Origin of the sequence: Bradyrhizobium sp. SZCCHNS3052 (assembly GCF_032484495.1) — a bacterium.
In the GTDB taxonomy this organism is placed as follows: domain Bacteria; phylum Pseudomonadota; class Alphaproteobacteria; order Rhizobiales; family Xanthobacteraceae; genus Bradyrhizobium.
Genome location: NZ_JAUETB010000008.1, coordinates 225,233 through 248,037, shown reverse-complemented (window position 1 = coordinate 248,037; position 22,805 = coordinate 225,233). Strand labels below are relative to the sequence as shown.

The 22,805-nt window shown below is 62.9% G+C and carries 24 protein-coding genes and 1 tRNA gene; 13 read left to right on the top strand and 12 right to left on the bottom strand.

What is annotated here, in order from left to right:
- Nucleotides 1-12 precede the first annotated feature (12 nt).
- Nucleotides 13-1,005, top strand: a complete 993-nt coding sequence (locus QX073_RS23850) for a ribose-phosphate diphosphokinase (protein WP_316172509.1) — start codon at nucleotides 13-15, stop codon at nucleotides 1,003-1,005.
- Between the two features lie 24 nt (nucleotides 1,006-1,029).
- Here the strand turns inward: QX073_RS23850 and QX073_RS23845 are convergent, their stop codons facing one another.
- Nucleotides 1,030-1,956: a hypothetical protein gene (locus QX073_RS23845; RefSeq protein ID WP_316172508.1), complete on the bottom strand. Its 927-nt coding sequence runs from the start codon at nucleotides 1,954-1,956 to the stop codon at nucleotides 1,030-1,032.
- 241 nt (nucleotides 1,957-2,197) lie between these two features.
- Between QX073_RS23845 and QX073_RS23840 the strand changes: the two genes are divergently transcribed.
- On the top strand, nucleotides 2,198-2,860 hold the full coding sequence (locus QX073_RS23840) for a phosphoribosyltransferase (RefSeq protein ID WP_316226470.1): 663 nt from the start codon (nucleotides 2,198-2,200) through the stop codon (nucleotides 2,858-2,860).
- Nucleotides 2,861-2,871: 11 nt separating this feature from the next.
- Here QX073_RS23840 and QX073_RS23835 read toward each other — a convergent pair whose 3' ends face one another.
- Complete coding sequence (locus tag QX073_RS23835; RefSeq protein ID WP_316226469.1) at nucleotides 2,872-3,090, bottom strand: ChaB family protein; 219 nt, start codon at nucleotides 3,088-3,090, stop codon at nucleotides 2,872-2,874.
- 162 nt (nucleotides 3,091-3,252) lie between these two features.
- Between QX073_RS23835 and QX073_RS23830 the strand changes: the two genes are divergently transcribed.
- The 4 genes from QX073_RS23830 to QX073_RS23815 all read left to right on the top strand — a co-directional run bounded on the left by QX073_RS23830 (nucleotide 3,253) and on the right by QX073_RS23815 (nucleotide 7,190).
- Nucleotides 3,253-4,596 (top strand): nicotinate phosphoribosyltransferase, encoded by a 1,344-nt coding sequence (locus tag QX073_RS23830; protein WP_316226468.1) that lies wholly within the window; start codon nucleotides 3,253-3,255, stop codon nucleotides 4,594-4,596.
- A 67-nt stretch (nucleotides 4,597-4,663) separates the two neighbouring features.
- Complete coding sequence (gene polX / locus QX073_RS23825; RefSeq protein WP_316226467.1) at nucleotides 4,664-6,379, top strand: DNA polymerase/3'-5' exonuclease PolX; 1,716 nt, start codon at nucleotides 4,664-4,666, stop codon at nucleotides 6,377-6,379.
- Nucleotides 6,380-6,454: 75 nt separating this feature from the next.
- On the top strand, nucleotides 6,455-6,784 hold the full coding sequence (locus QX073_RS23820) for a hypothetical protein (RefSeq protein ID WP_316226466.1): 330 nt from the start codon (nucleotides 6,455-6,457) through the stop codon (nucleotides 6,782-6,784).
- Between the two features lie 58 nt (nucleotides 6,785-6,842).
- Entirely contained in the window at nucleotides 6,843-7,190 is a 348-nt protein-coding gene (locus QX073_RS23815) for a cytochrome c (protein WP_315718648.1), read from the top strand.
- A 193-nt stretch (nucleotides 7,191-7,383) separates the two neighbouring features.
- On the opposite strand, the gene QX073_RS23810 is transcribed toward QX073_RS23815, so the two are convergent.
- The 3 genes from QX073_RS23810 to groL form a co-directional block, all read right to left on the bottom strand.
- Nucleotides 7,384-7,884, bottom strand: coding sequence for a DUF2267 domain-containing protein (locus QX073_RS23810; protein ID WP_316226465.1), 501 nt, complete (start codon nucleotides 7,882-7,884; stop codon nucleotides 7,384-7,386).
- 29 nt (nucleotides 7,885-7,913) lie between these two features.
- Entirely contained in the window at nucleotides 7,914-8,768 is an 855-nt protein-coding gene (locus QX073_RS23805; protein ID WP_316226464.1) for a universal stress protein, read from the bottom strand.
- A gap of 155 nt (nucleotides 8,769-8,923) precedes the next feature.
- Nucleotides 8,924-10,546: a chaperonin GroEL gene (groL, locus tag QX073_RS23800; RefSeq protein WP_315718645.1), complete on the bottom strand. Its 1,623-nt coding sequence runs from the start codon at nucleotides 10,544-10,546 to the stop codon at nucleotides 8,924-8,926.
- Between the two features lie 107 nt (nucleotides 10,547-10,653).
- On the opposite strand from groL, the gene QX073_RS23795 reads away from it, so the two are divergent.
- From QX073_RS23795 to QX073_RS23785, 3 genes are all read left to right on the top strand, one after another.
- Nucleotides 10,654-12,012 (top strand): hypothetical protein, encoded by a 1,359-nt coding sequence (locus tag QX073_RS23795; RefSeq protein ID WP_315768633.1) that lies wholly within the window; start codon nucleotides 10,654-10,656, stop codon nucleotides 12,010-12,012.
- Between the two features lie 224 nt (nucleotides 12,013-12,236).
- Complete coding sequence (locus tag QX073_RS23790) at nucleotides 12,237-13,325, top strand: hypothetical protein (protein WP_316226463.1); 1,089 nt, start codon at nucleotides 12,237-12,239, stop codon at nucleotides 13,323-13,325.
- 288 nt (nucleotides 13,326-13,613) lie between these two features.
- Nucleotides 13,614-13,958, top strand: a complete 345-nt coding sequence (locus tag QX073_RS23785; RefSeq protein ID WP_316172501.1) for a hypothetical protein — start codon at nucleotides 13,614-13,616, stop codon at nucleotides 13,956-13,958.
- Nucleotides 13,959-13,979: 21 nt separating this feature from the next.
- Here the strand turns inward: QX073_RS23785 and QX073_RS23780 are convergent.
- The 5 genes from QX073_RS23780 to mobA form a co-directional block, all read right to left on the bottom strand.
- A tRNA-Ile gene (locus QX073_RS23780) sits at nucleotides 13,980-14,055 on the bottom strand.
- A gap of 175 nt (nucleotides 14,056-14,230) precedes the next feature.
- The gene (locus tag QX073_RS23775) at nucleotides 14,231-15,202 is read right to left on the bottom strand and encodes a tripartite tricarboxylate transporter substrate binding protein (RefSeq protein WP_315750189.1); all 972 of its coding nucleotides are present in this window, start codon (nucleotides 15,200-15,202) and stop codon (nucleotides 14,231-14,233) included.
- Nucleotides 15,203-15,285: 83 nt separating this feature from the next.
- Entirely contained in the window at nucleotides 15,286-16,497 is a 1,212-nt protein-coding gene (locus tag QX073_RS23770; RefSeq protein ID WP_315717975.1) for an ABC transporter substrate-binding protein, read from the bottom strand.
- A 186-nt stretch (nucleotides 16,498-16,683) separates the two neighbouring features.
- Complete coding sequence (locus tag QX073_RS23765; RefSeq protein ID WP_315717976.1) at nucleotides 16,684-17,274, bottom strand: cation transporter; 591 nt, start codon at nucleotides 17,272-17,274, stop codon at nucleotides 16,684-16,686.
- Nucleotides 17,275-17,283: 9 nt separating this feature from the next.
- Nucleotides 17,284-17,913 (bottom strand): molybdenum cofactor guanylyltransferase MobA, encoded by a 630-nt coding sequence (mobA, locus tag QX073_RS23760; protein WP_316193169.1) that lies wholly within the window; start codon nucleotides 17,911-17,913, stop codon nucleotides 17,284-17,286.
- 241 nt (nucleotides 17,914-18,154) lie between these two features.
- On the opposite strand from mobA, the gene mobB reads away from it, so the two are divergent.
- The 3 genes from mobB (at nucleotide 18,155) to QX073_RS23745 (ending at nucleotide 21,424) form a co-directional block, all read left to right on the top strand.
- Nucleotides 18,155-18,688, top strand: coding sequence for a molybdopterin-guanine dinucleotide biosynthesis protein B (gene mobB / locus QX073_RS23755; protein ID WP_316169186.1), 534 nt, complete (start codon nucleotides 18,155-18,157; stop codon nucleotides 18,686-18,688).
- Between the two features lie 106 nt (nucleotides 18,689-18,794).
- The gene (locus tag QX073_RS23750; RefSeq protein ID WP_409999286.1) at nucleotides 18,795-19,058 is read left to right on the top strand and encodes a sulfurtransferase TusA family protein; all 264 of its coding nucleotides are present in this window, start codon (nucleotides 18,795-18,797) and stop codon (nucleotides 19,056-19,058) included.
- A 710-nt stretch (nucleotides 19,059-19,768) separates the two neighbouring features.
- A complete protein-coding gene (locus QX073_RS23745; protein WP_315828329.1) occupies nucleotides 19,769-21,424 on the top strand; it encodes an OFA family MFS transporter in 1,656 nt (551 codons plus the stop codon).
- Here QX073_RS23745 and QX073_RS23740 read toward each other — a convergent pair.
- Both QX073_RS23740 and QX073_RS23735 read right to left on the bottom strand, forming a co-directional pair.
- Nucleotides 21,411-21,773: a hypothetical protein gene (locus QX073_RS23740; RefSeq protein ID WP_316193168.1), complete on the bottom strand. Its 363-nt coding sequence runs from the start codon at nucleotides 21,771-21,773 to the stop codon at nucleotides 21,411-21,413. The genes QX073_RS23745 and QX073_RS23740 overlap by 14 nt on opposite strands.
- An 18-nt stretch (nucleotides 21,774-21,791) precedes the next feature.
- Complete coding sequence (locus tag QX073_RS23735) at nucleotides 21,792-22,244, bottom strand: hypothetical protein (protein ID WP_315828327.1); 453 nt, start codon at nucleotides 22,242-22,244, stop codon at nucleotides 21,792-21,794.
- A 440-nt stretch (nucleotides 22,245-22,684) separates the two neighbouring features.
- Between QX073_RS23735 and QX073_RS23730 the strand changes: the two genes are divergently transcribed.
- Nucleotides 22,685-22,774: a K(+)-transporting ATPase subunit F gene (locus tag QX073_RS23730; RefSeq protein WP_042340291.1), complete on the top strand. Its 90-nt coding sequence runs from the start codon at nucleotides 22,685-22,687 to the stop codon at nucleotides 22,772-22,774.
- Nucleotides 22,775-22,805: the final 31 nt, after the last annotated feature.

Here is a 22,805-nt window from a genome sequence, read left to right as displayed (position 1 = left end):
TGGAGGTAACCGATGATTGGTGATCGCCTGCGCTTGTTCTGTCTTCATGGCACGGAAGGGCTTGGCGAAAAAATCGCTCACGCGCTTGGATGCCGTCTCGCCGCTGTCGAAGAACGCAGCTTCGAGGACGGCGAACACAAGGTGCGGCCGCTGGAAGTTGTCGCCGGCTGCGACGTCTACGTTCTGCATAGCCTCCATGGCGGTCCTGACGAGAGTCCGAACGACAAGCTATGCCGGCTGCTGTTCCTGGTCGGAGCGTTGAAGGATGCCGGTGCTGCGCGGGTGACGGCGGTCGCACCGTATCTGTGCTATGCGCGAAAGGATCGTCGCACCAAGGCCAATGACCCCGTCACGATCCGTTATCTTGCGACCATGTTCGAGGCGATCGGTGTTGACGCAGTGGTGGCCCTCGAAGTTCACAACGAGGCCGCGTTCGAGAACGCGTTCCGTTGCCCATCGGTAGCGCTGAGCACGGCGCCGCTCTTGATCGGCAGGATCAAGGCGATCGCGGCTGATCGGCCGATTGCCGTGGTTTCGCCGGATCTCGGAGGCGGCAAGCGAGCGGACCTGCTTCGCGAGGTTCTTGGGAAAGCGCTCGGCCGTCCGATCGGCAAGGCATTCGTGGAGAAGCATCGCAGCTCCGGCGTCGTTTCGGGCGATTTGTTCGCCGGGGAGGTGGCGAACGCGCTGTGCGTGATCGTGGATGATCTCATCAGCAGCGGTGGAACCCTGGTGCGGGCGGCGAAGGCGGCCCGTGCCCATGGAGCCGAAGAGGTGATAGCTTGCGTCGCGCACGGCCTGTTCATGCCGGGCGCGGCAACGACGCTCGCCGACCCTGCGATTGGCCGCATCATCGCGACCGACAGCGTGCCACCGTTCAGGCTTCCGCCGGGCGCGGTTCGCGATAAGCTCGAGATTGTCTCGGCGGCGCCCCTTCTCGGAGAGACCATTCGTCGGCTGCACCACAACGAGCCGCTGACGGAGCTGCTTCCGTATCAGGATTGATCCCCCCGCAATTCAAATTCTGGCTCACGCCGTGAGCTGCCGCTCAAGCTGCGCTGCGTCCGCCTTGGCAAGTTTGAGATAGGTGCGCGCCAGCCGCGGCCATTTTTCCGGCGTCCGTGGATGGGCGTCGGCGAGATGAGCGATGGATAGCCTGGCGCGCAGCATGGCGCGGCCAATCCGATAGAACAAGAACAGTCCGCTGGCCGGGTCATCATTGAGCTGGACGGCCAGATATCGCCGAAGCCTCTCACCGACCCACGGTCCTCCCAGTCGAGCGCATTCCAAGTGCAGGAAGGCAATTTCGTCCAGTGCATCCGACGTCCGCAAGCGGGCATTGAACTCCAGGCAATCGATGATGGGGAAGGGAGGGCTCAACCAGATATGTTCCGGCCGCAGATCGCCATGGCCGTCGAGGACGAGCCGGTGATGCACCCGCTGCGCCAGTAGATCGGTCCGCTGCCGCAGGAAACGGCATTGCAGGTTGGCGATGCGCTCGATGGTGCCGCGGGGCAGGTCGAAGGCCGACTCGAGCAAACCTCGCCGATCCGCCAGAACTGCCTTTTGCAGGGTCACCATGTAGCTCTCCGGATTGATCATGATCCGGCGCGCATGCGAATAGAAGCGGCTCAGGCGACTTGCCAAACCATCGATCTGGGCCTGGGAGACCTTGCGATCGCGAAGCCCGACTTCGAGCGTCTGGCCTTCGTCGAGCCGGCGCATGACGACGAGCCAATCAACGATGTGTCCGCCTCCTCCGATGGCGTAACCACCCGGCGCAGCCGTCAGCGGCACCACGCCGTGATAGACGTCGGGCGCCAGCCTTCGGTTCAGCGAAACCTCAGCGCGGCAGGCCTCTGCGCGGCGCTCAAGGCTGGAGAAATCGAGATATGGAAAATGAACCGGCTTCTTGAGCTTGTAGACGCGCTCGTCAACCATGAAGACCCAGGACATGTGGGTCTCCCGCGTGATCACAGCGTCGGGCGCCGGGACATAACTGTCCGGCCGGCTGAGAAACGCCACCTTGCGAGCAAGAGCGGTCGCGCTGCCATTCTCAGCGTCCTCGCCCCAGGGTTCATTCTGCCATCCGGGCATATGATGCCTATCGCCAATCGAGGCAGCCGGCAGCTTGATACGGATCAATAGCAGTGGCTGTCCGGCTCATATCCTGCCCCTCTTCCGCATGAGGTCTGCCATGCTGTTCCAGAACCGAACCGATGCCGGCCGGCAACTCGCCGAGGCGCTGCTCAAATACAAGGGGCGGCACCCGGTCGTTCTTGCGCTGCCACGCGGCGGCGTGCCGGTTGCGGCGGAAGTCGCAGCAGCCCTCAATGCGCCACTCGATCTGCTGCTGGTCCGCAAGATCGGGCTGCCGGGGCAGCCGGAGCTCGCAATGGGCGCCATCGCGGATGGTGAGGGCATGACCACCATACGTAACCAGGACGTGATCGAGCTATCCGGCGTCACCTCCGAAGAATTTGAGGTCGTCTGCAGGGAGGAACGTGCTGAGATCGAACGGCGCCGCAAGCGCTATCTGGGCGATCGGGCTCGCGCCGAAGTCAAGGGGCAGGTTGCGATCATCGTCGATGACGGCGTTGCGACAGGCGCAACCACGCTTGCCGCCATCAAGGCTGTTCGGAAGCAGGAACCGAAAGAGCTCGTGCTTGCGGTCCCGGTCGCGCCGCCGGACGCCATCAGGAAATTGCATGCGGAAGTCGATGCCGTCGTCTGTCTGCATGAGCCTCAGGAGTTTGGCGCGCTCGGCTATTTCTATCGCGACTTTCATCAGGTCAGCGACGACGAGGTGATTGCCACTTTGAGGCAGTTTCCATCAAGCAGATCCATGCACGCCTCCTGACGAGCCGGCATCTAATGGTCGTGGGGCAGCGGCTCCCAGCGGTCGCCGACCTTCGCGTAGGATCGCTTCACCGCTGCCCAGGCTGTGCGGTGAGCAATCTCTTCCTGCCGTTCGTCTTCCGCATGGGCGGCAAAGGCGTGGTTGAATGCTTCCCGATAGATGTCCTGCGCGTGTGATGGGAGGTGAGCGCGAACAGCAGGGGGAAGATCGATGTTTGTGCGATAGGGCATGGCTCTTGCCTCGGACGCTCACTGCCGCGCCTTGCTCGCGACGCCGCGGCGTTTCCACCAAAGAGGATAGAGGCAACTTGCTTCCGCCTCTTGACCGGCGTCAAATAGGGATGCGCAGACATCGAAGGGATGGCTGACGTCATGTGAGCGCCGAGGACATCGATGGACCCGTTACCGAGCGCGCTGCTAACCGATCTGTATCAGATGACCATGATCGAAGCGTACCTTGAATCGGGCCAGACTGATACAGCCGTATTTGAGTTCTTTGTGCGCAAGCTGCCGCCTCAGCGCAGCTTCCTGATGGCGGCCGGACTGGAGCAGGCGCTCGATTTCCTGCAAAACATACGGTTCTCGCAAGACGAACTCGGCTGGCTTGAGCGAACGGAAAGGTTCAGCAAGTCGTTGATCGACTATCTCGCCAATTTCCGCTTCACCGGCGAGGTTCACGCCATGCCGGAAGGCACCGTGTTCTTTGGCAACGAACCGATCCTTAGGGTTACGGCTCCTTTGCCGGAGGCGCAGCTTGTCGAGACGCGCCTGATCAACATCATGCATTTTCAGACGCTGATTGCCTCCAAGGCCGCGCGCTTGGTCTTACTCGCGCCAGACAAGCTCCTGGTCGATTTTGGCTTGCGTCGCTCCCATGGTGCCGAGGCAGGGTTGCTGGCCGCCCGCGCGAGCTATGTCGCTGGGTTCTCCGGTACGGCAACCCTCCTGGCCGAGAAGTCATTCGGCATTCCGACCTATGGCACCATGGCGCATTCGTTTGTTCAATCCTTTGATGACGAAGCTGCAGCATTCGAGGCGTTTGCGCGCGCCAGGCCAGAGAATCTCGTCCTGCTGATCGACACTTATGACACCGAGGCGGCCGCGAGGAAGGTCGTCATGCTGGCGCCCCGATTGAAGGAGCTTGGAATTGCGGTCAGCGCCGTGCGGCTTGACAGCGGGGATCTGTCTGCGCTCGCCAAGAAGGTGCGCTGCATTCTGGATTCCGGCGGACTCAAGGACACCGGCATCTTCGTCAGTGGCGGGATAGAGGAGGGTACCCTGATTGCCTTCGCTCGGGATGCGACGCCGATCGACGGTATCGGCATCGGCACAGGCCTCGTCACGTCGTCCGATGCGCCAGCACTCGACTGTGCCTATAAGCTGCAGGAGTATGCGGGCTTGCCGCGTCGCAAGCGCTCGACGGGAAAAGCCACCTGGCCCGGCCGCAAGCAGGTTTGGCGCCGGTATGACAGGGATGGTCGTATGCTCGCAGACATTCTTTCCACCGAGGAGGACCAACAAGAGGGGGAAACGCTGATCCAGGCAGTGATGCTCGGCGGACGCCCTATCGCCTCTCAACCTTCACTTCACGACATCCGGGCTCACGCGCGCCGGCAGCTCGATCAGCTGCCTCCGGAGCTGAGAACCTCCAAAGCGGTCGCGCCCTATCCGGTGCAGATTTCAAGCCACCTTGAACAGCTGGCAGCTGTCACCGACCGGATAGGCTCGCGTCCCTGAATTCTGATCTGCATCAAGGGAAGCGGCTCGATCCCTCTCTAGCTTGTCAAGCGACGGAGGTGCATCGATGCCGGTACAGAATGCCGAAATTGCAGAGATGTTCGACCAGACCGCCGAACTTCTCGAGATCAAAGGCGACAATCCGTTTCGTTCGCGGGCCTATCGCAATGCTGCGCGGGTGATTGAACGTCTGCCCAAGAGCATCACCAACCTCTTGAAGGCGGGTGAGGATCTTTCCGAGCTGCCAGGTATCGGCAAGGATCTGGCAGGAAAGATCGAAACGATCGTCGCAACCCATCATTTCGATGTGCTGGACAAGCTCAAGCGTGAACTGCCCGGCGATCTCGGAGAGATCGCGGCACTCCCGGGCTTGGGTCCGAAACGCGTCAAACTGCTCTACGACAAGCTGGGCGTGCGGTCACTCGCGGACCTCAGGCGCGCGGTGAGGTCGGGTCGGCTGAGAGAGCTTCGGGGCTTCGGTGCCAAGAGCGAGGAAAAGCTCACCGCGGCGTTGGCCAAGCCTCGAGCCGAGAGGCGCTTCAGACTATCCGAGGCCGAAGCCGAAGCGGAAGCACTCCTCAGCTATCTGAGGCCAGACGCGACCGATGGACAGGTGATCGTCGCCGGAAGCTACCGTCGCAGGCGCGATACCGTCGGTGATCTTGATATCTTGATGGTGGCACGTGACGGCCACGCCGCCGGCGGGAGACTCTCTCGATACGACAATGTCGCCAATGTGCTCGCTCATGGCGATACGCGGACGGCAGTGGTGCTGCGCTCCGGGCTGCACGTCGACCTGCGCGTTGTTCCTGAGGCCAGCTACGGCGCCGCGCTGATGTATTTCACCGGATCCAAGGCGCACAACATCTCCTTGCGCGGACTCGCTAACGATCACGGCTGGAAGCTGAACGAATATGGCCTGTTCGCCGGCAAGCGGCGCATCGCCGGAGCAACCGAGGAGGAGATCTATGGCAAGCTCGGGCTGCCCCTGATTCCGCCCGAGATGCGCGAGGATCGCGGCGAGATCGCGCTCGCAAAAGCAAAAAAGCTCCCGAAACTGATTACGCTGTCCGATATTCGAGGCGACCTGCACGTCCATTCCAAATGGATCGACGGCACCGCCGCGATCGCCGAGATGGCGACTGCCGCCAAGGCAAGAGGCTATGCCTATATGGCTCTGACCGACCATAGCCAACATGTCACTGTCGCCCATGGTCTCGATGCCGGACGTCTGTCGCGTCAGATCGACGAGATCGGCCGTTTGAACGACCGGCTGGATGGATTTACGGTGCTGAAAGGCGCCGAGGTCGATATTCTGGCGGACGGACGCCTTGATCTGCCTGACAAGATCCTGTCGCGGCTCGATCTGGTCGTTGCTTCCGTTCACTACAAGTTCGAGCTCTCGCGCAAGATGCAGACCGAGCGCATCATCCGGGCGATGGACAATCGCCATGTCTCGATTATCGGTCATCCGACCGGACGGTTGATCGGGGACCGCGAGCCTTACGAGATCGACATGGAAGCCGTCATTGCGGCGGCGGGCGAGCGCGGCTGTCATCTCGAGCTCAACGCCGACCCGGACCGGCTCGATCTCAACGATATCCATGTTCATGCCGCCAAGTCCGCGGGCGTCAAGCTGGCGATCTCGACGGACGCACATTCGACGGCTGGATTCGCCAACATGCGTTTCGGCGTCGATCAGGCGCGCCGAGGCTGGCTCGAAGCCGCAGACGTCATCAACACTCAACCGTTGTCGCGGGCGAAGAAAATGCTGAAGCGCTAGCCGGATTGTTTGATCCTTCGCAACGTTGCGCACGCGATGTTGCGTTCTCTTAGGCAACAGCACAGGAGGGGTGAAATGGGCTTCGAGAAGAAGATTGGCACGGTTGCGACCGCGGCTGTCCTGACCCTCGCACTGCTTGCACCCACGGGTGCCGACGCTCGCAACGGGCGCATTGCCGCGGGAATCGTCGGCGGCCTGGCTGCCGGCGCGCTGTTCGGCGCGGCCCTCGGCGGCGGCTATTGGGGGCCGTATCCCTATTACGGCTATCCGGGGCCAGTCTATTACTACCCACCGGCACCGTATTGGGGGCCAGGACCGTTCTGGGGACCGTACGGATACGGCGACTGCTATGTCCGAGCTGTCCGACACAGGCGGCATGTGCATTACGTGCGGGTCTGCTATTAAATCCGCTTGCACTCGAGCAACGGGCGGGGCTGTTAGATTGCCGCGGAGAGCCAGACGCATGTCGGGGCGTTTCAAGTTTCGGGCTCTGGGCCTCTTCGTCGGACTGCTCTCGTGTTGGCCGACAAACGTGGACGCCGCGAACCTCAGCAAGGCAGCGCAACGAGGCAGGACCATCCTGCAGGAAAGATGCGGGCGCTGTCATGCGATCAAATCGGTTGGCGAAAGCCCGCTCGAGAATGCTCCGCCGATGCGCGATATCTACGCCCGGTTCAATCGGCGCGAGTTGCAGGCGGAGCTGTCGGAAGGCATGGTGTCGAAGCACAGGGACATGCCGCAAATCGAATTTTCCGACGAGGACGTGTACGCGATCATGAGCTACCTCTACATTCTTGCAGTCAGGAAATGAATGCTCGCTGGTCAGGAAAGCGCTGATCCCTGCACATCGAAGCTCACTTGGGAAGCTCACTTGGCCGGCTGCGCGGTCCATTCGACGGTCCGGCGGCATCGCCGCTGGTCTGGCGACACGCGATTGGGCCGGTACGAAGGCGTCCCGTCGCTGAGTGCGCGGCGGGCGTGCCGGGCGGGGCCAGATGACCGGACTACGATTTCAATTCGCGGATCTGCACCGGCAGATGGTGCATCAGTTTCTCAAATTCACCGGGATCGAGCTTCTCCCACGCGATCTCGAACACCCCGCGAATGACGGTCAGCGGCGCGATGGGAAATTGCTGGGGCAGCTCCATTGCGACGTGATCCGCGAAGTCGCTGGCATGTCGCTCCTTGGTCGGCGTTCCCGCCGCGTGCCAGTTCTCGTAGTAGATCCCGCGCAGGAGGATCGGCAGCTGGGCGCCAAGCTTGATCGCCACCTCCGGAGGTACGCGATCGCGCAACGCATGCAGAACAGCCCGGAGCGCGTTGTAGGCCTGTTGACGACTACCGAGATCCAGCTTCTCCTCGATCGCCTTGAGCCAGACATTGGTCTCCTGAATGGTGTGATCCAGCGCGGTGACGCCTGTTACGCTCATGATGCGTTCTCCTAGATTGGCCACAATAGAGGCATCCCGGATCGACGGCGTCTCCGCAATCACGTCCGTTGTCATGATCGGTGAGCACAGATGCCGGCCTCGATTCAATGCGACAGCAGGGTCGGGATCGTCATCGTTCTCAGCATTTCACGGGTGACGCCGCCGAAAATGCCTTCCCGCAGGCGGGAATGCCCATATGCCCCCATCACCAGCATGTCGAGACTTTCGTCGGCGGCCAGGGACAGGATGGACGGCTGAATTTCGGAATGCTCTGCCGTCAGCTCGAGCAGCGTTGTCGTAAGTCCGGCGCGAGCCATATGTTCAGTCAATTTCCGCGCTGAGGCCTCGGTGGGAGCAACCTGCGCCTCATTGATCGAAATCGTGACCAGCGCTTCTGCCTGAGAAAGAAACGTTCTTGCGTCCTTGAAGGCGCGGGCGGCAAGGCGGCTTCCATCCCAGCAGATGCCGATACGGTTGGCCCTGAAGGTGCCGCGGAAGATATGCGGCACGAACAGGACGGGTCCGCCCGCCTGGAGCAGGATCTCCGTCGCAGTCCTATTGTCGTAGCTGTCCCGTGTTGCGTCCGTCTGCAGGACCACCGTCAGTCCATAGAGCCTGGCCGCAGCGCCGAGCGCGGACGCGGCTTCACCGGGCAGGTCCTCGACCGAGCGGCTTGCGTGAGAGATGTTCGCATTCCGGGCTTCCGTCTCGAAAATGGCGAGTGCAGCCGCGCTGCGTTGGGCGGCGCGTTGCCGCTCCATTTCGAAGATCTCTGAAGCGGCGACTGCTGCGCCCGCGCCTCCATCGACCACATACGCGCTACTGGGCGGGATGTATCCGACTGCAATCGCATCGAGATGGGCGTCGAACCGGGCAGCCAACGAGACGGCGGCATCAACGACAGGCTGCGGTGGCTGCTCGGTCGGAATATGCACGAGAATGTCGTTGATATTGATCACGACGACCTCCCTCCGGGACCCAATCCATACTCTCCGTCGGATGAAGCGGCATGTTGACTTGAATCAACAGTCAATGACCGGCGGTCACTAACCGGTCCGCGCAAAATTGTTGCTACGCTCGGGGAGGGGGCACGGCCCCGTTTCGTGGTCTAGCGTCACACCGGAATTTCGGGTTCCGCTAGCCGTTCGCGCTTTGGCTCCGCGATTTCGGTCATCGTCGCCTCGGTGAGCAGGAGGATGCCGGCAACCGACACCGCGTTCTCGAGGGCTGTCCGAACGACCTTCGCGGGATCGACAATGCCGGCCTCGACGAGATCGACATATTGCTTGCGCGCGGCGTCAAACCCGAAACTGCCGACGCCACTCAGCATGCGCGCCACGACCACGCCGCCATCCGTTGCCGAGTTCTCCGCGATCTGGCGAGCGGGGGCCTCGAGCGCGCGCTTCAAGATCTGTACACCGGTCTTTTCGTCGCCTTCGCAGAGTGCTTCCTCCTTGCCGACGGCTTCGATGCATCGAAGCAAGGCAAGCCCGCCGCCCGGCACGATACCTTCTGCAACGGCCGCCTTCGTCGAACTGATGGCGTCGTCAAGCGCCTCTTTTCGTGATTTCATCTCAGCTTCAGTCGGCGCTCCGACACGGATAACGGCAACCCCGCCCGACAGCTTGGCGAGCCGCTCCTCAAGCTTCTCCTTGTCGTACTCGCTGGTCGTTTTCTCGATCTCGCGGCGGAGTTGTTGCAGCCGCGCATCGATCTGGCTGCGTTCGCCCTTGCTGCCGATCAGCGTGGTGTTTTCCTTGTCGGCAACCACACGGGCGACATGTCCCAACTGCTGCAAAGTGGTGTTTTCGAGCTTCGAACCGAGATCGTCGGAGATGACCTGGGCGCCAGTGAGGATTGCAATATCCTGCAACATCGCCTTGCGTCGCTCACCAAAACCGGGCGCCTTGACGGCGCAGCCTTTGAGCACGCCGCGAAGCTGATTGACGATGAGCGTGGCCAACGCCTCGCCTTCAATGTCTTCGGCGATGATCAGGAGCGGTTGTGCCGACTTTGCGATCTGTTCGAGCAGCGGAATGAGGTCGCGCAGGGCGCTTATCTTGTGGTCGCACAACAGGATGAATGGCTCTTCAAGAACCGCTTCCATGCGATCGGCATCGGTCACGAAGTAGGGCGACAGGAAGCCGCGGTCGAATTTCATCCCTTCCACCACGTCGAGCGACGTTTCGGTGGTCTTGGATTCCTCCACCGAGATCACTCCATCGCTGCCGACTTTCTCGAGCGCGTCGGCGACCAGCGCGCCAATCGATGGATCATTGTGAGCCGAAATGGTGGCGACCTGAGCTCTTTCCGCCTTTGTCTTGACGGGGCGCGCCATGGCATGGAGGGCCGCTATCGTCGCGTGGGCAGCGCGGTCGAGGCCCCGCTTCAGATCGATGGCACTGGCGCCGGCGACCACGTTCCTGACGCCGTCGGCAAGAATCGCATGTGCCAGGATCGTCGAGGTGCTTGTTCCGTCGCCAACGAGATCGCCGGTCTTCTCCGCGGCCTGACGCAGCACCTGCGCTCCGAGATTCTCCTCCGGATCCTTGAGGTCAAATTCCTTGGCGATCGTGACGCCGTCGTTGCATACGATCGGGGTGCCCCAGCTCTTCTGGATCAACACTGATTTTGATTTGGGGCCGAGCGTCACGCGCACGGCGTCCGCAAGCAGCGAGGCTCCGCGCAGGATCTTTTCACGGGCCGCGGAATGAAACAGCACCTGCTTGTGAGGCATCAATCGCTCCTCAGAAGGACGGCTTTCATCAGATCAAGATAGAAGTGACGCCGTTTTGGACGCTTGATCCTGATCAAGCCTAGGCCTGGGAGCAACTCGCCGGTCGGATGCCGAGTGGTCTTGCATTGCCCACCGAGCAAGCCTACGCTGTTGCAAGCTTTAGTAGAAAACAGCTTTGCTGCGGTAACGCGCCGCGCAGCTTGCGCTGCGAAATTCATTGGGAGCGGGACGTGCGCTCTATTCCAATTCCTCGGCTCAATGGGGCTTTTTGGACCATCGTCCTTCAACTGATGGCCTGCTTGCTTCCCGGCCTCACCTGGGCCGATGCTCCCGGCAAGCCGGCGTTGACGGTTATTCTCGCGCGCAATGAAATCCTCGCCGGCCAGACGATGGGCTTCAGCATATGGATCGAGAATGCGACCGAAGCCAGGATCATGGACGCGGGTCTTAGCTTGTTTGGTCCTCCTTCTTTGAAGATCGGAAGCCTCGGGCCAGACGGCACATGCGACGTGAAAGACACCATCGGTCTCGGCACCGTTGAGCCCGGTTCGACTTTGGTGCGCAGCAGAATGTGCCTCAAAGCCGATTCCAGCATCGCAGAGCGGGACGAGAACCTGGCGTTCAGTGTCAGTTATTCGCTCCAAAACGTGAAGGACAACAAAACGATCGCCGGCGCATCTGTTGCGGAAAAGAAGATGAGCATCGGTCTTTTCGGGACTGAGAGCGTGGGCGGTGTTTCGCTCCGCCTCGCGTCGTACGTCATTCCCGGCACGTTCTTCTTGATGATTTTGCGGCTATTCGCCCCCAAGGAGTCAAGAGTTGAACTGGGCGCGACCGAGTCCGTTACACTCAGCATCTTTATCTCGACTCTTTTGTTCCTTGGGACGGCGTACCTCATTCCTTCCTTGCAGCTGCATTTTGCGGGGATCGGATCGACTGTGAGCGCGATCGCGTTTCTCGCGCTGTGTGGCGCTGCAATTGTGCTTGGCGGAATCTTGGCTGCCGTCTTGCAAGGTATTTCGATGATCGGCGCCCGGGAGCGCAACGCGCGCATTGTCCAGGAAACCGACAGGGTCGGCCCGATCATTCAGAAAGCCGTGCGTGCGGCCGGGGGCAAGCTCGATCCGGTTATGATGATCGCGGATGGCAAGCAATATTTCGGCTCGCTTGTCGTGCCTGCAAGCAATGGCGGCAGGATTTTGCTCGGCTGGTTTCAGCTCAAGGCGCCTGATGCGAAGTGCCGATCGGAAATGAAAGAATGGTTCGATAAAGACGAGTTCATCAAACCCATTGATGCAGCAGCCCGATGGGGAGTCGAACCGACCATGTTCGACCCGATCAAGGAATCAAGAGCCGGCAATCTTGAGCCGACCGAATTTCTCTGGATGTACTTTGACGAAAAGGCAGCGCGGTTGCCGGCCGGGCGCGAGGATCTTGCACAAATGAAACCGCTCACCTTAACCTGAAGAGCCGGCCGGGACCGGCCTTGCGGCCGGTCCCAGGAGATCGCTGCCGCCTTGCTCGCCTGGTCGGTAAGCACTGGCGACATATTTGGGCAGTCGCCCAGCTGTACAGCTCGTTGAGAATAGCGCGCAAAGCGCGAGAAGACAATGGTTTGCGGATGACCGGCGAAGCGAGATGCCGGGGATGCTGCGCTTGTGAGGAAATCGATCTTGTGAGGAAATCGATAATGGCGCGCGCTGTCTATTGTGTTTTTGACGTCCACCTCTGGTCGCAGCCGTTCGTTGCGGCCGATTTTGATCCACGGGTTCACTTCCTTTGGTCCTCTCGTGATTATCGCGAGATGCGCAGCCAGGGGGCCAAGATCGAGCTCGCGAACCTTGTCCTTCTTCCACTGAACGATGAATTCGACCTGCGTCGGAATCACTTCTGGCCGCGCTATCAGGCGGTCGCTAGCAATATCCCGGGGACCATAACCTCGTTTGGAGATGCCTGCGATCTCGTGTGGCCTCTACGCTGCAGGCCCAAGAATCTCGACTTAACGCTGAACGAGGCCGTGTGGCACAAGGCGGGGAGAGTGCGGTCAACCATCTGGCTGTGGCCGTTCGGCTGGTCTTCCATGCTCGAGATCGACCTGCCTGCAGACGATGAATTTGACGGGCTGCTGGATATTGGAATCGCGTTGCGTGAGAAAGACCCGGCGCCTTTGCTCTTGAAGGGGAAGGCGGTCGGGGTATCAGGCGCGCTCGCTCATCTCTCCCAACTCGTCAGGCAGGATCTGTGCACGCCGGCCGCACAGGGAAAGGCGATGGAAACGACCCGCCTTCCGCGCTACGTAGTCTGCGCGCTTGAACTGTCGAAAGGATTTCAGATCCGTGAGAACATTCCTGTAGCGGATCAGATGCTGCTGATCGGGGCCGTGCGTGGACAGGAGCTCGACCTTGCCAAGTTTCTCAGCAATCGTCCGCTATTTACTCGGCTCGGCTACGGCAATTTTGCCGTTACCGATTTCGATGCGGGGACCGCAATCGTGCAGCGGCATTGGCAGGACCGGCCGGGCACAAAGCTCGAAAGCAATCATTGCTTCTACGTCAACACACGAAACTTTTTCTCGATTTTTCTGACACTTCACCGAATGATCGCCTACATCACCGTGAAATCAAAGGACGATGCAAGGGCGGTGGCGGCCGCATCGGTGCTTGCGTCGTTACCTATCGAGTACCAGAACAAGCTCTGCTCGGATTTCGCAGCCAACTACGCGCCGCTGCACGGCGTTCCTGTTGCCGGCAATAAGAGTCCCGCTGGGCCAGCTTCTTGAGGCAACCGTATGCAGTATCGATCCGCTGATCGTTCAGTGGATCGCAGGTTGAAGTGCAGGGACATACGAAGCGGTCTTGCGCGAGGTGCGCCGCCGGGTGCCGCGCTCACAGGTGCATCGCAGGCCTTGCGGCGCATGCGGCGGGCTCAACACGTCAATCGGCACCAGGTGCGCCTCGGAACACGTCCAAGACATCGTTCCACATTGCCGGCGTCATTTCCATCTCGTGGCGCACGTCAGGATAGAGCCTGAAGTGCGCGTCCAGCCCGGCAGCGTGGTACAGCTGCCGTGCGGGCCAACCAGCTTAACGACCGGCTCTGCGTCCTCGCCGCACGTGAAGCCAACCGTGCCATACAGACGCGTGCGGCTGTCAGGGCTGTTGCCGAAGGAGGGGAAGATCTCGCCGCACACGCTGCGCCACACGGCGGCGACGTGGCTCATGCAGCGGCACGCTATCCGGGGCAGGTCTCAGGCCTTCTCGGAATGTCGGTCAAGGTGCTGCTCGACACCTTCGGCCATCATCATCCCGGACTGCATGCGCGAGGCCGCGGCCGCGATTACCTCGAGGGATCGCAAGCAGAACGTATCGGTGGTCGAAACGGTGGTTCACCTCGAAAAACACTTGGCGCGTGAGCCGTAAACTCTTGAGCTCATTGGTGGGCCCGGCAGGACTCGAACCTGCAACCAGACCGTTATGAGCGGTCGGCTCTAACCATTGAGCTACAGGCCCCGCGACGCTGAGGTCTTGCCGGCGGCGGGCAGGAGCGGGCCTGCCCGGCGCGGCGTCGGAACCCCAACGACGGCTCGGGCTCCGTTTACAGCCTGGCCAGCCATCCGGCAATGCCGCTGCCCGATTGTTTTGGCGCGCTTCCGTCGACGCCGGTCCGTCCCGGCGCGCCGCGACGCTAGTCCACCGAAACCCCGGCGAATTCCACCACCTTGCGCCACTTCTCGGTCTCGTCGACGACCAGCTTGCCGAACTCCGCCGGTGTCATCGCGCGCGGGATGCCGCCGGTCTCGGTGAGTCGCGCCACCAGCTTGGGGTCCTTCAGCGCCTCGCCGACCGCCTTGTTGAGGATCTCGACGATGTCGGGCGGCGTGCCCTTGGGCGCCGAGATGCCGTAGAAGCCGACCGATTCGTAGCCCGGCACGGTCTCGGCGATCGCGGGCACGTCCGGCACCGTCGGCCAGCGCTGCGGCGAGGTGACGCCGAGCGCGCGGACGCTGCCGCCGCGCGACTGTTCCAGCGCCGTCGGGAGGTTGTCGAAAATCAACTGCACCTTGTTGGAGATGATGTCGGGAAAGGCCAGCGCCGAGCCGCGATAGGGCACGTGCAGCATGTCGCATTTGGTCATCGCCTTGAACAGCTCGGCCGCCATGTGCACCGAGGTGCCGTTGCCGGAGGACGCGAAGGCGATCTTGCCCGGGTTGGCCTTGCAGTAGTCAATGAACTCCTTGACGGTCTTGGCCGGCACGTCGTTGCTCACCACCAGCATATTGGTGAGCTGCATGATGCTGGCGACCGGTACGGTGTCGCGGATGAAGTCATAGGGCAGCTTCTTGTAGAGAGAGGTGCTGATCGCGTTGTTGGGCGCGACGAACAGCAGCGTGTAGCCGTCGGGCGGCGAGTTGATCGCGGCGGCGGCCGCGATGTTGCCACCCGAGCCGGTGCGGTTCTCGACCACGACCTGCTGGCCCAGGTGGTCGGACAGCCACTGCGCCATGATGCGGGCGACGATGTCGACGGGCCCGCCGGGGGCAAAGCCGATCAGCCAGCGGATGGGACGGTCCGGATAGGCGGCGAGCGCCGGTCCCGGTTTGGCGGCGAGTCCCGCCGCGACGATCAACCCGAACAGCAGCGCGCGCGCCAGCTTCATGCTCGTCTTCCCCCATTGATTGTTGTCGTTCAGCTCGCATGCGGCGGCCCGGTCGCCCCGGCCGCCGATCGTTCAGTGCGCCGTCACTTCTTGATCAGCGGGCACGCCGGATCCGGCGGGCCGAACGCGTCATCGCCTTTGATGGTCGCGAGGATCTTGTAGTAGTCCCAGGGATATTTGCTCTCCTCCGGCGATTTGACCTGCGCCAGCACGAGATCATGCACCATCAGATTGTCGGCTCGCAGCTTGCCGTTGCGGGCGAAGAAGTCCTCGACCGGCGTGTCCCGCATCTTCGCGGCGACCGCGAGGGGATCGTCGCTGCCCGCCGCCTTGATGGCGTTGAGATAGTGCATGACGGCGGAATAGACGCCGGCCTGCCACATCGTCGGCATCCGGTTCATCTTGGCGAAATAGCGCTTCGACCATTCGCGCGTCTTGTCGTCCATGTCCCAGTAGAACGAGGTGGTGAGCAGGAGCCCCTGCGCCGCCGGCAGGCCGAGCGAATGGATGTCGGTCACCAGCGCGAGCAGCGCCGCCATCTGCTGGCCTCCCTTGAGCAGGCCGAACTCGGATGCGGTCTTGATCTCGTTCATGTTGTTGGGCGGGCCGGCGGCGATGCCGATGATCTTGGCCTTGGAGGCCTGCGCCTGCAGGATGAAGGACGACAGATCGGGCGTCGCGAATGGCGGCCGCACCGCGCCCACGACCTTGCCGCCATTGGCGATGACGACGCTGGAGGCGTCGCGCTCAAGCGAATGGCCGAAGGCGTAGTCGTCGGTGATGAAGAACCAGCTGTCGCCGCCGCGCTTGACGACCTCCTTCGCCGTGCCGGTGGCGAGTGCGCGGGTGTCGAACACCCATTGCATCGCGTAGGGCGAGCAGAACTTGCCGTGAAAATCGGCGGCACCGGTCGACTGGGTGATGAACAGCTTCTTCTTCTCGGTGGCGATGGTCTGCACGGCGAGGCCCACCGCGGAGACCGGCACGTCGACGATGAGATCGACCTGCTCGGTGTCGTACCAGCGGCGCGCGATCGCGGCGCCGATGTCGGGCTTGAGCTGATGATCGCCGACGATGACGCTGATCGGCTTGTCCAGCACCTTGCCGCCGAAATCATCGACCGCCATCTGCGCCGCGGTGACGGAGCCTTGTCCGGTCGGCGTCGAGGCCGGGCCGTTCATGTCGCTGAGCACGCCGATCTTGACGACGTTGTCGGAGATCTCGGCCTGCGCGGCGGTCGTGACCAGCAGCGCGGCTGCGGCCCACGCCGCCCGCTTCAAACAGCTGAGTTGCAATCAGTCCTCCACCGGTAGCGGCGTGACGCCGTTGTTTGTTCCGGCTCTGCCGGCCGGTCCGCCTATCTGCAATCAATCCAGGGCGGCCGTCAATCATGCCGGACGGCGGAGCGGTGGAGCGATCCCGTGCGCTGCAATGCCGCAAGCAGTGAGGTCGTCGCGCACGCGCGCAGGATTCTCGGCCGTTCAGGCCTTGGCGGTCTTTTGCTCCTCGTGCGCAGCCTCCCACACCTCGCGCGCGGCGTCCGCATTCATGAGCGCGATACCGACCCCCACGATCAGGTCGGGCCAGATCGAGGGCCACACAAAGGCGGTCACGAGACCGACCGCGATGATCGCGATGTTGGCGAAGGCGTCGTTGCGTGCGGACAGGAAGGCGGCGCGGGTGAGGCTGCCCTGGTGGTCCCTGACCCGCGCCAGGATCAACGCGCAGCCGAGATTGACGATCAGCGCGCCGAGGCCGGTCACGGTGAGCGGCAGCGGTGCGGGTACGATCGGCGTGAAGAACTTCTCGCCGGCGGTCCACAGTCCGGCGACCGCCGGCGCCAGCAGGATCAGCGCCAGCACCTTGCCGAGTAGCGCCCGCCGCGGGGCGCTCCAGCGCAGCGCCAGCGCAATCAGGATGTTGACCGAGGCGTCCTCCAGAAAGTCGACGCTGTCGGCGAACAGCGACACCGAGCCGATCGCCAGCGCCACGGCGAACTCGATGCCGAAATATCCGAGATTGAGCGCGGCAACGGCAAGCACGGCGCGGCGAACGATGGTTGTCGCGTCCATCAGGCGTCCTCAATCCTCGAGAGCTGCGAGCCGCTCCGCCTCGGCGAGGTCGACTGCGGTATTGGCATTGAAGAACGGATCCAGCGGCACCGTCGGCCAGCTCACGATCGCGACCTTGTAGCGCGCCGTGAAGCGGGTGACCTTCCGGATGTCCTCCGCGACCAGGGCGTGCCGGAGATCCTCGCGCAGCCCGACCGGCCACAGTCCGATCACCGGGTGGATCTGTCCGCCGGACGCCGCCAACGCCAGCTTGGCCTGCTCGGCCGCCTGCGCTGTTGCCAGCCGCGCGACGAGATCACGCGGCAGGAATGGGCAGTCGCCGGCGGCGCTCAGCATCCACCGGGCCTCCGGCATGTGCGCCGCAACCCAGTCGAGGCCGGCGAGAATGCCGGCGAGCGGGCCCGGGAAGCCTGCGACGCCATCCGGCACGACGGGCAGACCGTTGCCTGCGAACCGCGCGGGGTCGCCATTGGCGTTGAGGATCAGCCGGCTGCACTGCGGCGCCAGCCGCGCGATCGCGCGCTCGAGGATGGTGCGGCCGTCGACCATGCGCAACGGCTTGTCGCCGCCGCCCATCCGCTGCGCGCGACCGCCGGCGAGCAGCACGCCGGGGATCGAAGTCGAGGTCATGGCTGTCATCGCGGGTTCGTTACCACGACTGCTGCCAGGGCGTCAGCGTTGCGCCGCGCGCGATCCACCATTTGCGCCTGCCCGGCGGCCATGCCGGCATGGCCCTCCCCACGGGCCCTTGCCTGGTCCATGGGGCTGCTGGCATGACATCGCCAAGCGTGGACGTGGCGTTCCACGGGGCCTTCGGGCCATCGATCGATCCCGCGCTCCTGGCTGTGCGAAAAACGCCGGGGCCTTTCTGGAGACCGCGATGAAAGTCATCGGCCTCGCCGGCTGGAGCGGCGCCGGCAAGACCACGCTGCTGACGCGGCTGATTCCTCATCTCAGGGGGCAGGGAGTGCGCGTCTCGGTGATCAAGCACGCCCATCACAAGTTCGACGTCGACGTCCCGGGTAAGGATTCGTGGCGGCATCGCGAGGCCGGGGCCGAGGAGGTCCTCGTCGCGTCGGGCACGCGCTGGGCGCTGATGCACGAGCTGCGCGGAGCAAGGGAGCCCGCACTCGCGGAGCTTCTGGCGAAATTGTCTCCCGTCGATCTGGTCGTCATCGAAGGGTACAAGGCCGGGCCGCATCGCCGTATCGAGGTGCATCGCGCGGCCAATGGCAAGCCGCTGCTGTTTCCCGACGATCCAGGCATTGTCGGGCTCGCCAGCGACGGCGATGTCGAGACGGCGCTGCCGCGCGTTCATCTCGACGACATTCCGGCGATCGCGGCGCTCGTCCTACATCTGGCGACGCCGCGGGCGGACGTTCTCGCGCTGTGCGACAAACCTGGTGTTCCGTGATGGAGCTCGCGCGAGCTCGCACCTGTATCTTCTGGCATCCCAGGAACCCGGCTCCGAGTTCCATAGGAGGCTGCCGCCCCGGTTGACGTCCCGGAACCGCTTCTCCATGGTCGCGCGCATGATGATGACGAGGCTGGATCTGACGGGCCTGAAGTGCCCATTGCCGGTGCTGAAGACCCGGAAGGCGCTGCAGACGCTCAAGGCGGGAGAGCGGCTCGAAGTGTGCTGTACCGACCCGCTTGCCGTGATCGACATCCCGAATCTGGTGCGGGAGACCGGAGATCGGGTCGAGAGCGTCGATCGCACCGAGCACGGCATTCTGTTTCGGATCGAGAAGGCCGCGGAACCGGCCGGATCCGTGCGGCGGTGAACATCCTCTGCTGCGGGCTGCTCGAACTACGTAGTTCGCGCGCTGTCTTGGTCGGACTGTCAAGAGATTGCGCTGCTTCCTATCGTCGCAGCGGCGCCAACCCGAGCTCACAACAATGCCGCGTTCTCAGTCCAGGCTTGCGACGCTGTTGCAAGGCAAGGACAAGTTGTTCCTTCTTCACGTTTCCGCGAGCGCGCGCATGCGGCTATGAGCGTGTCCGTCGCTGACGGTCGGTACATCTCATTAGTTGATTTCATCAGGGATGGTCGTGACGCGTCGAGAAAGTAATCGAGAGCAACATGACTACAGCCGGGAGTGGCGGTCGCGTTGGTTGCACGTGAATTTGTGTGTGTGTTAGCAACACATTCGCGCTGCAGTGCGATCAATCCACCAAGATTGACCGATTATTACCATTTTACTATCGACAATTTGCCTCGGTTCTGCACCAATTGGGGCGCTTTCCGCGGAGGTTGCGGGAGACGAGTCATGCCCGCTGGGGAGCGGGCCAGGCAGACCAGCGGCACAAGAATGGTGAGGGCATAACGTCTCGGGTGGGGTGTTATGCGCATCGAGGCAGTGATGAGCGTTTGTGCGTTGCAAGACTGCTCTGGTACGCGATAGCGGGCGGGGTGAGTGGGCGTATTGATTCTGATCAAGGGGACAGAACATGACGTTGTTGCGTTGGACGAGAGTCCGTAGGGGAGGGATGCATGGCTACCATTGAAAGCGCGGGCACGCTCCCGGGCGCGCAGGCGGGGATCTTCGATCGTGAGCACACGGTCGCCAAGGCGGGGTTCAACCGCTGGCTGGTTCCTCCGGCTGCGCTGTGCATCCATCTCTGCATCGGCATGGCCTATGGCTTCTCGGTGTTCTGGCTGCCGTTGTCGCGCGCGATCGGCGTGACCAAGACCCAGGCCTGCCCGGACATGACCCTGGTGCAGGAGCTGTTCACGACGAGCTGCGACTGGAAGGTCGCGAGCCTCGGCTGGATGTACACCCTGTTCTTCGTGCTGCTGGGCGGCTCCGCTGCCGTCTGGGGCGGCTGGCTCGAGCGGGCCGGACCGCGCAAGGCGGGTGCCGTCGCAGCCTGCTGCTGGGGCGGTGGCCTCTTGATCGCGGCGCTCGGCATCTATGTTCACCAGCTCTGGATGATGTGGCTCGGTGCCGGCGTCATCGGCGGCATCGGCCTCGGCCTCGGCTACATCTCGCCGGTGTCGACCCTGGTGAAATGGTTCCCGGACCGGCGCGGCATGGCGACCGGCATGGCCATCATGGGCTTCGGCGGCGGCGCGATGATCGGTGCTCCGCTCGCCAACCTGCTGATGAACTACTTCAAGACCCCGACCTCGGTGGGTGTCTGGGAGACTTTCGTCACGATGGGCGTGATCTACTTCGTCTTCATGATGATCGGTGCCTTTGCCTATCGCGTCGCTCCGGTCGGCTGGCAGCCCGAAGGCTGGACGCCGCCGGCGGTCAAGAAGGCGATGATCTCGGAGCACCATGTGCACCTCGACAACGCGCACAAGACTCCGCAGTTCTGGCTGGTCTGGTGGGTGCTCTGCTTGAACGTGTCGGCCGGTATCGGCGTGATCGGCATGGCCTCGCCGATGCTGCAGGAGATCTTCGCCGGCAAGCTGATCGGTCTGCCCGACGTCAGCTTCAACCAGCTCGACGCCGGCCAGAAGGCCGCGATCGCGGGCATCGCGGCAGGCTTTGCCGGCCTGTTGTCGTTGTTCAACATCGGCGGCCGCTTCTTCTGGGCGTCGCTGTCGGACCACATCGGCCGCAAGAACACCTATTACTGCTTCTTCCTGATCGGCATCGTGCTCTATGCGCTGGCGCCGACCTTCGCAGCGATGGGTTCGAAGCTGTTGTTCGTGGCGGCCTTCGCCATCATCCTCTCGATGTATGGCGGCGGCTTCGCGACGGTGCCTGCCTATCTGGCCGACCTGTTCGGCACCCAGTTCGTGGGCGCCATCCACGGCCGTCTGCTGACGGCCTGGGCGACGGCCGGCATCATCGGTCCGGTGGTCGTCAACTACATCCGCGAGTTCCAGCTTGCCGCCGGCGTGCCGCGCGACCAGCTGTACAACACGACGATGTATATTCTCTGCGCCATGCTGCTCGCCGGCCTGATCTGCAACTTCTTGATCAAGCCCGTCGATGACAAGTGGAACATGAGCGCGGACGAAGTCGCGAAGTACCAGGCGGAGCTCGCCAAGAACGAGTCGGCGATCCAGCACGGGTCGTTCGGCATCGGCAAGGGCGGTCTCGACGTCAAGGCCGCCCTGTTCTGGGCCTTCGTCGGCGTGCCGCTGGCATGGGGTGTCTGGAAGACGTTGGAAAGCGCGGTCAAGATCTTCTGACCGATCGACGATGAGACAAGCGGGGCGGCCGGATCGGCCGCTCCTTTTTTTGCGGCGCAGGGGCTTGGTTTCCGGACGACTGAATCAGCGCCATCGCCGCGCAAAAGAGCGCGGTGTAGCCGATCATCTCGTCCCAATGGTTCAGGCCTGCGGCGAACACGCCCTCGCGGCGCAGCACCGCAAGCATGGCACACAGGATCATGGTCATCCAGAGCAGGGCGGCGAGGCTGCGACCGAAGCCGATGCGGCCGAACGTGGCGAACAGGATGAGGATTGCTAGTCGCAGCACAAATCGCAGCAGGACCCTGGCCGCCGGAAGCTCAGCGGGCCTGTCGGTGGGGATGAGCATCGCGCAGGTAATACCGGCTCAGAAGTTGTCGCAGCAGAGCAGGTCGGCAAGCCCGGGTTCGGCCTGGACGCCGCGCCTTGCGTCAGTCTGCGAGACGCCGGGCTCGAGACGGCGGGCCTCGGCGGCTGCGTGGAGAATGGCGAGGGCGAGATCGGCGTGGCGGGCTTCGACGCAATGATCGAGCCAGTCCGGCAATTCGCGCTGTTGCGACAATGCGCAGTGCCATTCGCCGTCATCATAGGCGATGCGCCGGAGCTGCCATCGTGGCAATTGCAGCGCGGCCAGCTCCAGCGCGGCATCGATCCGCGCGTCGGTCTCCAGCAATCGTGCGATCCGCAGCCGGCGTCGCCCTCGCGCCGACAACGGTGAGACGCCCTCGTCTTCGCCAAGCAGGGCCGTCAGCATCGCCGTCGTGGTCTGCGCGAGTTGTACCCGCTCGGGCACATCCGGTCGTGTCGTCAAGGCAGCCATGCCGGCCTCCCGTCGTCAGTGAGCGATGGCCCGATGGGCCTTGATCGGCAATGTGGTCGACGGCGGCGTAGGAATGCGAGAGGGGCGAAGGCGGGAAGAAATAGCCGGCGCATAAAGACGCCGCGGCGGCATGGCCGGTTCATATGCGGCTGCGGCCGCGCGGTTCTGCCGGGGGGCGCGAGAACGCCGCGGTCTTTATGAGTTTCCTATAACTCTGTCGGCAGTGCTGTCTCGAAAACCTATGAGGCCGGATGCCATCTGTCCGCCATGGAACGGACCGTGGCCGCACCGGCGCTCCCGGCCGCTCCAAGCGTTGCGCGTCTTTCGCGCGCATGAGGAGCACACCATGCTGGACATCCTGATGCTGGCGCTGGCCGCCGGCTTGTTCGCCCTGGCGATCGGCTACACCTACGCCTGCGAGCGGCTCTAGGAGACGAGCCATGATCTTCGACTATTCGCTCGCCGGCGCGGTATCGCTCGGCCTTCTGATCTACCTCACCTACGCGCTGTTGCGGCCCGAGCGGTTCTGACCGCCACCGTCGCACCTTCAAGGACAACATC